The 15,688-nt window shown below is 36.9% G+C and carries 7 protein-coding genes; all 7 read left to right on the top strand.

The window, feature by feature from the left end:
* The first annotated feature begins 3 nt into the window (after nucleotides 1-3).
* The 7 genes from E0W73_RS10705 (at nucleotide 4) to E0W73_RS10675 (ending at nucleotide 15,680) form a co-directional block, all read left to right on the top strand.
* On the top strand, nucleotides 4-2,550 hold the full coding sequence (locus E0W73_RS10705) for a glycoside hydrolase family 95 protein (RefSeq protein WP_135222070.1): 2,547 nt from the start codon (nucleotides 4-6) through the stop codon (nucleotides 2,548-2,550).
* Between the two features lie 406 nt (nucleotides 2,551-2,956).
* Nucleotides 2,957-6,325, top strand: a complete 3,369-nt coding sequence (locus E0W73_RS10700; protein ID WP_208730534.1) for a SusC/RagA family TonB-linked outer membrane protein — start codon at nucleotides 2,957-2,959, stop codon at nucleotides 6,323-6,325.
* A gap of 12 nt (nucleotides 6,326-6,337) precedes the next feature.
* Nucleotides 6,338-8,359 (top strand): RagB/SusD family nutrient uptake outer membrane protein, encoded by a 2,022-nt coding sequence (locus E0W73_RS10695; protein ID WP_135222069.1) that lies wholly within the window; start codon nucleotides 6,338-6,340, stop codon nucleotides 8,357-8,359.
* A gap of 25 nt (nucleotides 8,360-8,384) precedes the next feature.
* Nucleotides 8,385-9,974 carry a DUF5123 domain-containing protein gene (locus E0W73_RS10690; RefSeq protein ID WP_162847693.1) on the top strand — a complete coding sequence of 530 codons (1,590 nt, stop codon included), beginning with the start codon at nucleotides 8,385-8,387 and terminating at the stop codon, nucleotides 9,972-9,974.
* 197 nt (nucleotides 9,975-10,171) lie between these two features.
* Entirely contained in the window at nucleotides 10,172-11,659 is a 1,488-nt protein-coding gene (locus E0W73_RS10685; protein ID WP_167482284.1) for a pectate lyase, read from the top strand.
* Between the two features lie 116 nt (nucleotides 11,660-11,775).
* The gene (locus E0W73_RS10680; RefSeq protein ID WP_135222066.1) at nucleotides 11,776-14,241 is read left to right on the top strand and encodes a glycoside hydrolase family 95 protein; all 2,466 of its coding nucleotides are present in this window, start codon (nucleotides 11,776-11,778) and stop codon (nucleotides 14,239-14,241) included.
* A gap of 215 nt (nucleotides 14,242-14,456) precedes the next feature.
* Nucleotides 14,457-15,680 (top strand): glycoside hydrolase family 88/105 protein, encoded by a 1,224-nt coding sequence (locus E0W73_RS10675; protein ID WP_135222065.1) that lies wholly within the window; start codon nucleotides 14,457-14,459, stop codon nucleotides 15,678-15,680.
* Nucleotides 15,681-15,688 lie beyond the last annotated feature (8 nt).

The raw sequence follows: 15,688 nt of genomic DNA, 5'->3' as shown, positions 1-15,688 counted from the left end.
TCTATGAATATTCTTTTTAATAAATCGGTTTTATCGTTTTTCTTTTTTCTGTCTTTTTTGAGCCATTCATTCGCACAGAAAAAAATGGTTTTATGGTACGATAAGCCTTCGAAAGCTTGGACAGACGCTGTTCCGCTAGGCAATGGAAGATTAGGAGCAATGGTCTATGGCATTCCACAATCAGACACTATTCAGATCAACGAAGATACCTTTTGGTCGGGAAGTCCTTATCAGAACATCAATCCAAATGCTAAAAAAAGCCTGAAGCAGATCCAGAATTATCTTCAGGATGAAAATTTTATTGAAGCGCAGAAACTGGCTTTGTCTGATATTATTGCAGATCGCAAAATAACTTCGCATGGGCAAGTGTATCAATCCATTGGAAATTTGGTTTTATCAGTTCCAAATCATGAAAAATATACTAATTTTTACAGAGATTTAGATTTAAAAACGGCTATTGCAACGACTAAATATACTGTAGACGGCGTAAACTTTCAGCGCGAAGTTTTTACTTCTTTTACTGATCAGCTTATCATTATTCGGCTTTCTGCGGATAAAAAAGGGGCTGTTAATTTTAATGCTTCGTTTGCAGGACCTCTTAAAACCAATATGGTAAAAGTGACAGCTTCAATACCTGCCAATCAGAATCAATTGCTTGTGGTCAATGGTCAATGTGCTCGTGAGAAGGAAGAAAATATAACCAACTTACTGCATTTTAATACACAGATAAAAGTAGAGGCTAAAGGTGGAGTTCAATCAAAAGATGGAGAATCCATCAATGTGAAAAATGCCGATGAAGCTTTTATTTATATATCAGTAGCAACCAATTTTAAGAATTATAAAGATATCAGCGCCGATGCCGAGAAACGAGCTAAGGATTATCTAAAGGCTTTTTCTAAATCGTATCAAAAAGCGAAAGAAGATCATATCGCCTTTTATCAAAAACAATTCAATCGGGTTCAGTTGGATTTAGGAGATTCTCCACAGATAAACAAACCTACCGATCAACGTATTGCTGCATTTTCAAAAACAGATGATCCTGATTTGGTCTCTACTTATTTTCAGTTTGGACGTTATTTGCTTATTGCTTCCTCTCAACCAGGTACCCAGCCGGCTAATTTACAGGGAATTTGGAATCCAAATGCGGGACAGTATCCGGCTTGGGATAGTAAATATACAACCAATATAAATGTAGAAATGAATTATTGGCCAGCCGAAGTAACCAATCTTTCAGAATGTCATGAACCTTTTATCCAATTAATTAAAGAGGTCAGCGAAACAGGAAAACAATCGGCTGCAGAAATGTATGGCGCCCGAGGTTGGACATTGCATCACAATACCGATTTATGGCGTTCGACTGGTGCTGTTGACGCAACTGCTGGAATCTGGCCGACTTGTAATGCTTGGTTTGCGTCGCACTTATGGGAGAAATTTCTTTTCTCAGGAGATCAATCGTATTTAAAAGAAGTCTATCCAATACTTAAGAGTGCTTCTGAGTTTTATCAGGATTTTTTAATAAAAGATAAGAAAACAGGATATTTGGTGGTTTCTCCCTCTATTTCTCCTGAGCATACTCCCGGTTTGCAATCTTACGAATATGTAAAGCCAGATGGCAGTATAGGCAAAGAACGTTGTAATGTTTTTGCTGGTGTTACGATGGACAATCAAATGGTGTTCGATTTACTTTCGAATACCATTGACGCAGCCGAAATCCTTAAAGTAGACCAGCAATTTATAACTGAGTTGAAAAAAATCCGTCAGCAATTACCGCCAATGCACATCGGGAAATACACACAATTGCAGGAGTGGCTAGAAGATTGGGATCGTAAAAATGATGCACATCGACATGTATCGCATTTATGGGGAGTGTTTCCGGGACGTGAAGTTTCGCCTTTTAAAACTCCCGAACTTTTTGAAGCTTCGAGAAACTCGCTTATTGGGAAAGGGGATGCCAGTCGAGGGTGGTCAATGGGATGGAAAGTGTGTTTATGGGCGAGATATTTAGATGGAAATCATGCTTATAAACTGATTACAAATCAGCTGAATTTGAAACCTGCCAACGCCACTATTAAAGATCCTGATGGCGGTACTTACACCAATATGTTTGATGCACATCCTCCTTTTCAAATTGATGGAAATTTTGGATGTACAGCGGGTATAGCCGAAATGTTGTTGCAAAGTCACGATGGCGCTCTGAGTTTATTACCGGCCTTACCAGATGTTTGGCAGAATGGTTCAATTAAAGGATTAAAAGCCCGTGGCGGTTTTGAAATCGAAAACATGGAATGGAAAAACGGCAGATTGGTTTCGGTAACAATTAAATCAAATCTGGGCGGAAATCTTCGTCTGCGAAGTTATTCTAAACTAAAAGGTTCGGGATTAAGTACTGCCAAAGGAATTAATCCGAACACTTTTTATAAGTATCAGCCGGTCGAAAAACCAGTGATTTCTTCCAGTGCCGAATTTAAAGGTACAGCAATAGCAAAAACATTCGAATTTGATGTTAAAACACAAAAAGGAAAAAGTTATACTTTTCAGAATGCCAACTAATTTTTGATTGTTTCCTAAAGATAAAAAGCAGCTGTGATACGATAAAATCACGGCTCTTTTTTTTATGGACAAACAATAGATTTTTTTAAGAATTATAACTCTCAAAAAACGGATTTTTTTATGATATTATTTCTTAAAACCTTTGAAAATAAAGGGATTCTGTGAAATGCCCCCTATCATATTGTGTTTAGACCTACTTCAAATTACGATTAAAATCTAGTTTTGTTTCGATAATAAATCATTAAAAAGATACCATTTTTTAGGATGTCTTTTTTTGGCAGGAATCGTTTTTACATTATTCATTAGAATTGATGTCGGCCTTAAACCACGCCGTTGGAACATTCCTTTTTTTAATGAATATTTCATTATTAACTATAACTAACTAACCAACTTAAACCATTATTGTATGAAAAAGGATTTGTCAAAGAATCACTTTGGCATGGTAAAGAAAGTTAAGAATAAAGCCGCTTTGCTTTCAGCAGTAGTTTTACTTTTTGATTTTTCTGCCAATGCCAATACGAATTCAAATTCAAGCACACTAACCCGTTTCGATTTTTCCCGAAACAGTAAGAGCCATAACTATTTTCCCTTCGATTTATTGCCATCTTTTCAAAATGAAATAACGGTAAAAGGGAAAGTTGTAGATGAAAAAGGACTTGGAATTCCTGGAGTGTCAATTGTATTACAAGGCACTAAAAAAGCAACAATGACTGATATTGACGGAAGTTTTGTTTTTGAAAAGGTTCCTTCAGAGGGTACACTGACTTTTTCCTTTATCGGAATGGAAACCCAGCATATTGCTATTGGCGGAAGAAGCACTCTAAATGTTACAATGAAAGATTCCTCAACCAACCTTGATGAAGTCGTAGTCATTGGATACGGAACTGCTAAACGTAAAGATTTAACAGGTTCTGTTGCTTCTGTAAACATGAAAGATTTAAAAGACATTCCTGCAACTTCGGCTTTACAGGCTATTGCTGGACGTTTGGCAGGGGTAAATGTAACGATTACAGAAGGTTCGCCGGATGCACAGATTAACGTAAGAGTACGTGGAGGAAGTTCTATTACTCAGGATAATTCACCACTTTATATTGTCGATGGTTTTCAGGTCAACACTATTAATGATATTCCGCCTGGCGATATTGAAACTATTGACGTATTAAAAGATGCTTCATCAGCAGCAATTTATGGTTCTCAAGGAGCAAATGGGGTAGTACTTATTACAACTAAATCAGGAAAAAAAGGAAAGACCGAAATTACGGTAAATGCCTATACTGGTTTAAAAAAGACCTACAATCTTACCAATGTTTTATCTCCGTATGAGTATGTCTATTTCCAAAAAGAGCTTGACCCAGGATCTAATGTAGCAGGAACCAGTTTTTATTCGGCCTATGGGTTATGGGAAGACAGGGATATTTACAAATCTAAAAAAGGTTTTGACTGGCAGGAACAGCTTTATGGCAATACAGGTGTACAGACGCATACTGATATGGGTTTAACAGGTGGAGATGCAAAACTGCAGTACAAAGTAAATTATACTCATGATCAGGAAGATTTTATCATGATTAATTCTGCTTATAAAAGAGATTATGTAAGTTTTAAACTGAATAAAGAATTGAGCTCTAAATTCCGTTTTGATTTCAACTCTCGTTTCTCCAATACCATAATTACTGGCCCAAGTGTTTCTAATGGAGGAAAACTGAAAGATGGTATTAAATACGCCCCAGTAAGAAGTTTGACTTATCTGGATCCTGCATTAGCTTTAGGAGGTACTGATAATATTAGCTCAGCCGAAGCTTTAAGTAGTTTAAATGATCCTATTTATAATATTAAAAACGAATACAAAGAACAGAACAATCTTAACCTCACGATGAATGGAGGTTTGACTTGGAAGCCTATAAAAGGACTTTCTATAGTTACACAGGGTAGTTATGCTGTAAATAGAAATTATACAGATAATATCTGGCTTCGAAATACAGGAGAAGCCAGTGCAAACGGAGGGCAGCCGGTAGCCAAACGTCAGGATGTGAAAGGAGCAGACTGGTCGATTCAAAATACGTTAAGTTATGATAGATCATTTAACAAAACGGTACACAAGTTCAATGTTTTATTAGGACAGGAAGCCAGAAGCTCTCAGGTTAATGAGACTTTGGTACAATCTAAATTTTTCCCAGCCGATTTCGGTGCCAGTGATGTTTTGGCAATGTGGAATTATGGTACGCCTCTTCCTACTTACACTACGATTGGGGAGCCAACCAGAACGTCTTCTTATTTCGGTCGTATTAATTATACTCTACGTGATAAATACATCTTCAGTTTTACTTCTCGTTTTGATGGTAAAAACGTTTTTGCTCCAGATAACCGCTGGGGATATTTCCCAGGCGCGGCATTCGCTTGGCGTATGTCGGATGAGAAATTTATGAGCAAGACAAAAGATTGGTTGTCTGATGCTAAATTTCGTTTAAGCTATGGTGAAGTTGGAAATGCTCGTGTAGGTTCCTACTGGCGTCAGGATTATAGTTTTGAAACTGCAGCGAATCGTCTGATTTACATAAGCGAAGTAGGTCAAAGTTCTTTGAAACCTTCGAATACCTTAAAAAATGAAAACCTGACTTGGGAAACTACAGTCTCTACCAATTTAGGACTGGATTTAGGATTCTTCAATCAAAGATTGACCTTAAATATTGATGCCTATAAAATTGATACTAATGACTTGATATTAGCGGTAGCATTGCCTTCCAACTCAGGTTATGTTTCACAATACCAAAATATCGGAAGTACTTCTAATAAAGGAATCGAATTTACATTAAACGGAAATATTATTGAAACGTCTCAATTTAGATTATCGGCAAACTTCAATATTGCCTTTAATAAAAATGTTGTAAAAAGTTTAGACGGTTCAAACGAAATGATTGCCGCATCGAACTGGGCGCCTAATGTTGGGCGTGACGATTACAGAGTTCGTGTAGGACAGCCAGTTGGTTTGATGTATGGTTATGTTTCTGACGGCATGTATACATTCGATGATTTTAATTTCGACCCGGTACAGAAAAAATGGATTCTAAAAGAGGGTGTAGCCGATGCCTCAAAAGTAATTACCACCTCAGGAAATTATTTTGGACCAGGACACATGAAACTTAAAAAACTAAGCGGTACAGGTAATGTAATTAATCCTGATGAAGACCGAAAAGTTATTGGACGTGCACAGCCTAAACATACGGGAGGTTTTGCTCTTAGCGGTGCTTTTAAAGGCTTAGATTTTTCAGCCCTATTCAACTGGTCTTATGGAAATGATATTTATAATGCTAATAAAATAGATAACTCAACTTTCAGCGGTTCAAAACGTTACAACAACGCTAATGCATTGATGAGTCTGGATAATCGTTTTACGACTATTGATCCTACTACTGGAAATAATATCATGTTTGGTAATGATGCCAATCCGCAATTACTACAGGAAATAAACCAAGGCGCAAGTATCTGGCATCCGTTGTCCAACTCTACCATTATTACAGATTGGGCTATTGAAGACGGTTCATTCCTGCGTTTAGGAAATCTTACTATTGGTTATACGCTTCCAGAAACTATTGCCAAAGGAAAATTTATTCAAAAAGTAAGATGTTATGTGTCAGGGAATAACCTAAAAGTTTGGACACGCTACTCAGGACAAGATCCAGAGGTAAGCACCAATAGTTCTCCTTTAACGCCGGGGCTTGACTGGTCGGCTTATCCAAAAGCCAGAACCCTATTATTTGGTGCCAACATAACTTTTTAATTGTCTATTATCATGAAAAAATATATTTATACAGCATTTATACTTATTGCCTTAGGAATCGTTTCCTGCAATGAGGACTTTCTAGAAACGACTTCGCCTTCTAAATTAAGTTCACAAACGGTTTTCAATACAACTTCAATGGCTAAGGCTGCCGTTATGGGAGTGTATGGAAAAATGACGGATACCTACATTTACGGACAGAAATTGTCTGTAAACTGGCAAGGAGTCAGCGATATTGAAACCAATTCAGGATTTAGCACAACAGGTTATAACTCTACAAGCTCAGATTCGGGAGCCGGTAATTTTTATGACGATCCTTATAACACTACGACCAAATGGGAGAGTTTGTTTCAGTTTGCCGAATTGGCTTCGTCTGCTGTAGAAGGCATTCGCAATTCTCCTGTTTTCGAATCCAAAGCAAATGAAATGAAACCGCTTTTGGGAGAAGCCTTAACCCTTAAAGCTCTTGCTTATTTTGAATTGGTTAGATTTTGGGGTGATATTCCTTATAAAGGCGAACCATCAAAATCGGATCTTTCTAATGTTTATATCGGCAAAACAGATAGAGATGTCGTTTATGCAGAACTGGTAAAAGATTTAACAGAAGCTGTAGGGTACCTGCCATATCTTAAAACGGCACCGGAGTACACTACTGCAGAACGTATTTCTAAGGCTTTTGCTAAAGGATTATTGGCGAGAGTAGCGCTGTTTGCAGGAGGTTGGTCATTGCATGATGGCAATCTTTTTTCGGATGAAAATGTGGAACATCATCCAACTATGCAGGCTGAAAATGGTTATTATGTGGGACGTGTTAAAAACTGGCGCGATTATTATCAGATCGCAGCACAGCAAACAGCAGAAATCTTAGGTAGTTCAGAACATCAGCATTCTTTAGATCCTAATTACGAAAATATCTGGAAAACAGTTTGTAATCTAGGACAGAATGCTTCAAATGAAAACTTATTCGAAGTAGCTTTTGGTCTAGGAAATAATGGAGACATTGGTTCATTAATGGGTTATGAAGTAGCTTCTAATACCAAATATGGTTCAAGAGGTTTTGGCGGAAGTTATGTGAGTTCACAGGCCTATTATTTTTATTCTTTTGACCCGGATGATTTGCGCAGAGATACTACTTTGTCTTGGACCAGCTACGGAAGCGAAAACAAAGAGACAATGAAAACAGATGCTCTTAGTGTTAGTTTTGCAAAATGGCGTCTGGAGTGGATGAATCCGTCTTATTTGACTTTGCATAAAACAGCGAATTCTCGTATTGCCACTGGAGTAAATTGGATTATAATGCGCTATTCTGATATTTATTTGATGTTTGCCGAAGCAGAAAGTCAGCTGTCTAATCCAGATAATGTTAATGCTGTGGCAAAAATGTCTCCGCGTCAGGCATTAGAAACTGTAAGAGCCCGTGCTTTTGGAGCAAATTCATCAAAAGTAAAACAATATGATGCCAATTTCTTTAATGCTATTGTGAATGAGCGTGCATGGGAATTTGGCTGTGAAGCTATTCGTAAACATGATTTGGTAAGATGGGGACTTTTATACGATAAAATTGAAACCATGAAAAAAACATTGTGCTTAATGCTGGACAATAAACAAGCGGTTACCATTTTTGACAAAACTTATCAAGCATCAGACTTTCCGCAGACAATTTATTACAAGTTCAAGAATGCAGAATATATTGATAAGAGCTCAATTAATTACTATAAAAATTTAGGAGCCAGCCCTGGACCGGAATATTTATCAGCTTCTTGGTTTACAAAAAATGCGCAGAAACCAAGCAGCGGAACCAATAAAAATTATATCGATTGGCCGGTACGTATTTTATTGTCTGCTACAGGTATCAATAAATCGTATGACTATTCAAATTTCTTAGGTTCTATGACTAATGGAAGTGAGATTCAGTCCAATTTAGTGCAATACACTATGGGAAATAAAAGCTGTAATTACAGACATTATTTCTGTATTTATTATGAGGATTTATTTGAGTCGAAAGGCAATTTAACCAACTCTTATGGATACTAAAGCTAAACGTATAAAATTGGAAGAAATGAAAAAAAATATAATATTCGGATTATTTTCTCTGCTTGCTTTGGTATTCGTAAGCTGCGAAAAAGATTATAACGACTGGGATGTAGAAGAAGGACACGAACGCCTTTTTAAATCATTGATTTTTGAAGTCTCTAAAGTAGAATCGACTCAAGTTGAATTAAAATTTACAAAATCCATTGACGCTACTAAATACATATTTGAGTTTAGTAAAGACAGTTTACAATTCAATCAGATTGTAAAAACGGTTGAATTATCAAGTGCAAGTTTGATTCGTTTTGCAACGTCTACCAATCAGACCAAAGTAGAATACCGTGAACTATTTAGTGAACTTGACGGTGATTCGGGTTATTCGGTTCGTATGAAAAGCATTAGTGAAACGACAGGATTGGAATCTAAATTAAGCCAGATCTTTTTCAGAACACCTGCGGAGCAGTTATTTAAAAGTTATACTCCGGCGGCAAATAGTTTAACTATTGACTGGACTGTTTCTCCGAGAGTAACCAAAGTGGTTTTATATGACCAAGCGGGAGCAAGTATTAGAGAAATCCCTTTAACAGAACAGCAGAAAACAACGGGTTCTTTGGTTATCGATAATTTGGCTATTGGAACCAGTTATACCGTAAAAATCCTTAACGACTCAAATGTAAGAGGTTCGTTGAATGTGAGAACTACAGGTATATTCGATAGTACGATTTACAACGTGCTTCCTACTGATAATGCAACTACAATCGGAACAGCTATTAGTGGTTTGGTAGCTTCAGGTTCTAAAAACTTTACCATTGTTTTCGATAAAAATACAACTTATAACATTGGCGGAGATATCACTATTCCAACAGGAGTCAACGATATTGCTTTTGTGGGTGTTGCCGATTCTAACGGCGTACTACCAAAATTGCTCAATGTTCGTTTTAGAGTACAAACACAGATTAATGATTTAATTATCCAATATCTAAACACTACTTCTGCAGCCGCATTTTTTATTGATTTGGGAACCAAAAATGTACACAACATTAATATTGATGGCTGTGAGATAGACAATATCAATTCTATAGTACGTTTAAGCGGTACTTCTGTAGTCAATGATGTAATTGTTACCAATAGTAAAATTTCCAGAACTGGTGGTTATGGTGTTTTCAACGTAGCGGCTGGACAGGTTATCAATTCGATTACAGCTCAAAATTGTACCTTAACAGAAATCAGTACTCGTTTTGCGGATGTTCGTGTGGCAACAAAAATCAATTTTTCAAACATTACCTGTGTTAATATTACAACTGCAATGGGACATTTATGGCTTTTTGATAATGCAAAACCAGTACAGCTGACGATTCAGAATATGATTATTGGAGGGCCAAACGGAGGTGCTAAAATCAATAGTACCAATGGAACGTACGCTAGTATTCCAATTTCATACACCGGAAGTTATATGACCAAAGATTTAATTGTTGACGCTAGACCACTTACAGGCATTACTGCGGTTCCTTTAGATATTTATGGTTTATTTGTAAATCCTGCGATTGGTGATTTCCATATAAAAGAAGGAACAGGTTTCGCCGGTACAGGCGTAGCAGGAGATAAGAGATGGTTTTAATTTTTAACTGATTTTTAAACAAAGGGAGTTATGAAATCCATATTCCCTTTGTTTTCATTGAAATTGTCAATTAGTTGCAAAGTTACAAAGATCCAAAGATGCAAAGTTTTTTACTTCAGACTGTGACTGTGACTGAAAACTGAGACTGCAAACAGCAAACCGAGACTAAAAACTGAGACTAAATAATTATACTTCATATGCATAAAAAACTAATTGGTATTGTATTGGGAATATTTTGCACCTACAGTATGTTATCTTTTATGCCCATTGAGAGATGGTGTGACAATAAAGATAAATTGATCAATAAAGAGCCAATCATAGAAGAAGCTTTTGCTTTTCCGGGAGCAGAAGGCGGAGGTGCTAAAACCACAGGAGGAAGAGGCGGAAAAGTAATTAAAGTGACTTCATTAGCAGATACTGATACACCTGGCACTTTGCGAAATGCTATCAATCAGAAAGGACCGAGGATTGTAGTTTTTGATATCAGTGGTACGATATATTTAAAATCGGCACTGCATATTAGAAACAGTGATATTACAATCGCTGGTCAGATCGCGCCGGGTGACGGAATTTGTGTAGCGCATTACGATGTAAATGTAAATGCTGATAACGTGATACTACGATACCTTCGTTTCCGAATGGGGGATGTAAATAAAATTGAAGCCGATGCTCTTGGCGGACGTTTTCAGAAAAATGTTATTATAGATCATTGTTCTGTAAGCTGGTCAACGGATGAATGTGTTTCTTTTTATCAGAATGAAAATTTTACATTACAGTGGTGTATTATTTCCGAAGCTTTAAAAAACTCTTTTCATGCTAAAGGATCTCACGGATATGGAGGAATTTGGGGCGGTAAAAATGCCACTTTTCATCATAATTTAGTGGCCAGTAATGACAGTCGCAATCCTCGTTTGGGCGAATACGCTAATCATGAATTTGCGCTTACCGATTTAGTCGATTTGCGTAATAATGTAATTTACAATTGGGGAGGCAATAGTTGTTACGGGGGAGAAGCCATGAATGTCAATATTGTAAACTGTTACTACAAACCAGGGCCAGCAACGGTAAAAAAAGATCGCATTGTTTCTATCGATAAAAACACAAAAGCGAATATTTCTCCGAACCCTGTGTATAATATCTGGGGAAAATATTATATCGATGGAAATGTAATCGAGGGATCTCCAAAAACCACAAAGGATAATTGGACCTATGGTGTTTTCAATCAATTTTCCCCAGGTTATGGAGTAGTTTCGGATGCAGATAAAAATGCAATTAAACAAAATAAACCTCATAACGCTTTGCCTGTTACGACTCATACAGCTCAAAAAGCGTATGATTTAGTACTAAAATATGCCGGAGCTTCTTTGGTTCGTGATGTAATTGATATTCGTATCATCAATGATGTGAAAAGCGGTAAAGTAACGATTAAGGATGGAGGAAATGGCAGTAAAAATGGCATCATAGACAGTCAGAATGCTGTAGGTGGCTGGCCGAATTTAGCTTCTGGTATTGTTTTAAAAGATACTGATAACGACGGAATGCCCGATGAATGGGAAAAAAGCAATGGCCTTAACCCAGTAAAATATGATGCAAATGGACACAATCTCAGCACGGCATACGATAATATTGAGGTCTATATGAATAGCATAGTGGCTAACCAGACCGAAGAGCAGTTAAAATTATAATCCTTTTTAGAATTATTCAATTCGTTTTTGTTTTTTAGTCAGCTCCTCCTGCAAAGAACAATTTGTTTTTTGCAGGTAAGCCGAATATTACCAACTTCCTTTTACTTTTAATACAAATGAAAATAGTAAAATATCAAAGAATAGCAGGACTCTTTTGTTTTATGTTGATGGCAGTTCAGTTAAATGCTCAGAAACTAGCGTTGCAATACGACAAACCGGCATCCAATTGGAACGAAGCGCTTCCTATTGGAAACGGACGTTTAGGTGCAATGATTTTTGGGAATCCCCAAAAAGAAGAATTACAGCTGAATGAAGAAACCATTTGGGCAGGTGAACCGGGAAATAATGTGCCTAAAAATACCTTTGCTAATATTGAGGCTATTCGAAAACTGATTTTCGATAAAAAATATAAGGAAGCTCAAGACCTTTCAAATGAAACTTTCCCAAGGCAGGCTCCAAAAGATTTAAATTATGGAATGCCTTATCAAACTGCAGGAAGTGTATGGTTGGATTTTCATGAACACGAAAAGTTTTCCAATTACAAACGGGATTTGGATATAGAAAATGCGGTCACTTCCGTTAGTTATAAAGTAAACGGCATATCTTATAAGAGAGAAATTTTAGCTTCTTTTTCTGATGATGTTATTATAGTAAAACTGACAGCAGACAAGAAAAAGAGTATTAGCTTTTCCATCACTTCTACAAGCCCGCAACTATTGAATTCCGTTAGAACGGCAGAAAACATATTAATTTTCGAAGGTACTTCCGGTAGTGTTGATAATAAAGTTGGGGAAATAAATTACGTTGGTCAGGTCGGATGTACTCTAAAAGGAGGGATATTAACGGCAAAAGAAGATAAGCTTTTCATTGATAAAGCAGATGAGGTCGTAATCCGTATTTCATTGGCGACTAATTTTAAAAATTATAAAGAACTCTCAGAAAATCCGTTTCAGAAATCAAAAGTTATTTTAGAAAAAGCTTCTCAGAAAAACTATGCAGCAGCTTACCAAAATCATGTTTCGGCTTACCAGAAATACTTTAATCGAGTAAGATTAAATCTTGGCGATTCTCCTCAGTCAAAGAAAACAACCGATGTAAGGATAAAAGAATTCAATACAAATTATGATCCGCAGTTAGTCGCGCTTTATTTTCAGTTCGGAAGATATCTGCTTATTTCCAGTTCGCAACCGGGGAATCAGCCAGCGAATCTTCAGGGAATTTGGAATCATAAATTAAGTCCGCCTTGGGATAGCAAATACACCGTAAATATTAATACCGAAATGAATTACTGGCCGGCCGAAACAACCAATCTGAGCGAGATGCATCAGCCTCTTTTCAGTATGTTAAAAGATTTAGCCGTAACAGGGCAGGAAAGCGCAAAAGAAATGTATCACGCCAGAGGCTGGAATCTGCATCATAATACCGATTTATGGCGCATAACAGGCATCGTAGACGGCGGATTTTACGGAATGTGGCCAATGGGTGGTGCTTGGTTAACCCAGCATTTATGGCAGCATTATCTTTATACAGGAGATACAACATTTTTAAAAGAATATTATCCGGTTATGAAAGGAGCAGCACAGTTTTATCTTGATGTGCTACAGGAAGAACCAGAGAAAAAATGGTTAGTGGTATCTCCATCTATTTCTCCTGAAAATACGTATCAAAGCGGTGTTGGGGTGTCAGCAGGAACTACCATGGATAATCAGTTGGTTTTTGATGTTTTTAATAATATAATCAATGCTTCTAAAGTCTTAGAAACAGACCATAAATTTGCTGATTCGGTTGCAGTGGCTTTGAAACGATTACCACCGATGCAGATAGGACAGTATTCGCAATTACAGGAATGGCTGTACGATTGGGATAAACCAAATGATAAACACCGACATATTTCGCATTTATACGGATTATTTCCTTCTGGTCAGTTGTCTCCTTTAAGAACGCCAGAACTAGTTGAAGCAGCAAAAAACACCTTAGTTTCCAGAGGAGATGTTTCCACCGGCTGGTCAATGGGCTGGAAAGTCAATTGGTGGGCCCGATTATTAGACGGTAATAAAGCTTTCAAATTAATCAAAGATCAGCTTCGTCCTGCGCCAATGGAAAGCAAAGGAGAATCAGGCGGTACGTATCCAAATCTTTTTGATGCACATCCGCCATTTCAGATTGATGGTAATTTTGGCTGTACCGCTGGTATATCCGAAATGCTTTTGCAAAGTTATGATGGCGTGGTTCATTTATTACCCGCTTTGCCCGATGAATGGGTAAAAGGAAATGTATCAGGATTAAAAGCGCAAGGCGGTTTTGAAATTGAAGATATGAAATGGGATAAAGGAAAAATTACTTCTGTAACGATAAAATCGAATCTTGGAGGAAATCTTCGTTTGAGAAGTCACTCAAAACTAAAAGGGAAAGTTTTGACAATTGCTAAAGGTGAAAATCCGAATCCCTTTTTCAAAATTTCGGAAATACAGAATCCAATTATTTCAGCGAAAGCGAAACTAATTGGTATAAAAATCCCAACAGTTTTTGAATATGACATCACAACAGAAAAAGGAGGTAGTTATACTTTTTATACAGAATAATGATTTTAAAGAAGGAATCTTTTACAACAGATTGTTATTCTTTTTATTGAGAATTACACTGAAAAATCTAATTTTTATCAAATGCCCCCTAACATTTTGCGTATTGACCTCCTTTTGTTTATTGCTGACAAGTAGTTTTGTGATTATAAATTTTTAGATCATTATCTCAAGATAGGGGTTTTGAATGAATGCTCTTCAATTAATTTAATGTTGTTATGTTTAAGTTTAAAAAAGAAAAAGTAAAAAGGCGACTGAGCATTGTAGCTCTTATGTGCAGTTCTGTAATCGTATTTGGGCAGAATCAAAAAAAGCCTTTTTCAGTACAGCTGGCCGAATCAGTTCTTTATAATAATGCAGCAGCTTGGATGACCGATTTCAACCAAAAGCCTGTATGGGGTTATGTACAAGGTTTAGTTGCTCTTTCATTACAAGAAGTTAGCAAAGAGAAAAACAATCCAAAATATTTCGACTATGTCAAAAATACGTATGCTGATGTATTAATAAACGATAAGGGAGTTATTGAAGGCTATCGCTTAGAGCCTTTTAAACTCGACGATGTTAATTCGGGAAAAATATTATTTTCTTTATACGAAAAAACAAAAGACGAACGATACCGCATAGCGATTGAAACACTTCATGAACAATTAAAAAAACAGCCCAGAATCGAGCAGGGAGCATTTTGGCATAAGAAAATTTATACCAATCAGGTTTGGTTAGACGGTTTGTATATGGGACTGCCTTTTTATGCACAATATGCCGTTACATTTGGAGACACTCAAGCTTTCGATGATATTACCAGCCAATTGCTAACTGTACAGCAATATTTAAAAGATTCCAAAACTGGATTGTATTATCACGGATGGGATGCCAGTAAAACTGTTTACTGGGCAGATCCCAAAACCGGACTATCGCAAAATTTCTGGGGACGCGGCGTAGGATGGCTCTATATGGCATTGATTGATGTATTAGAATATCTTCCTGCCAATCATAAAGACCGTAAAGCGGTAGAAGTAATGTTTGAAAACCTGACGGATGATCTTATAAAAGTTCAGGATTCCTCTACTGGCGTATGGTTTCAGGTGCTTAATTATCCAAAACGAGAAGGAAATTATCGTGAAGCTACTGCTTCAGCTATGTTTGTTTATGGCTTAGCCAAAGGAATTCAATTAGAAGTCTTAAATAAAAAATACTTGAAAAGCCTGAAAAAAGCCTATTCAGGTTTTAGGAAAGAGTTTATCAAAACAGACGCCAATAATCAAATAGAGATTACATCTTGTTGTGCAGGTGCTGGTTTAGGCCCAGCGGACAATCTGGTTCGAAACGGGACTTATGATTATTATATTCATGAAGCTGTCCGATCTAACGATGGAAAGGCAATTGGTCCTTTTACAATGGCTTGTTTAGTGTTGGAAAAGCATCCTCAATGGGCAGTTCTTTAATCTTACAT

This window comes from Flavobacterium foetidum (assembly GCF_004634245.1).
Classification (GTDB): Bacteria; Bacteroidota; Bacteroidia; order Flavobacteriales; family Flavobacteriaceae; genus Flavobacterium; species Flavobacterium foetidum.
Note: the sequence above shows the minus strand (reverse complement) of the source record. Positions and strands in the feature narration are given on the sequence as shown.

Bases quoted from the DNA above. Each gene is read 5' to 3' on its own strand.
- E0W73_RS10705 (WP_135222070.1), top strand. From the start codon at position 4: ATGAATATTCTTTTTAATAAATCGGTTTTATCGTTTTTCTTTTTTCTG.
- E0W73_RS10700 (WP_208730534.1), top strand. From the start codon at position 2,957: ATGAAAAAGGATTTGTCAAAGAATCACTTTGGCATGGTAAAGAAAGTT.
- E0W73_RS10695 (WP_135222069.1), top strand. From the start codon at position 6,338: ATGAAAAAATATATTTATACAGCATTTATACTTATTGCCTTAGGAATC.
- E0W73_RS10690 (WP_162847693.1), top strand. From the start codon at position 8,385: ATGAAAAAAAATATAATATTCGGATTATTTTCTCTGCTTGCTTTGGTA.
- E0W73_RS10685 (WP_167482284.1), top strand. From the start codon at position 10,172: ATGCATAAAAAACTAATTGGTATTGTATTGGGAATATTTTGCACCTAC.
- E0W73_RS10680 (WP_135222066.1), top strand. From the start codon at position 11,776: ATGAAAATAGTAAAATATCAAAGAATAGCAGGACTCTTTTGTTTTATG.
- E0W73_RS10675 (WP_135222065.1), top strand. From the start codon at position 14,457: ATGTTTAAGTTTAAAAAAGAAAAAGTAAAAAGGCGACTGAGCATTGTA.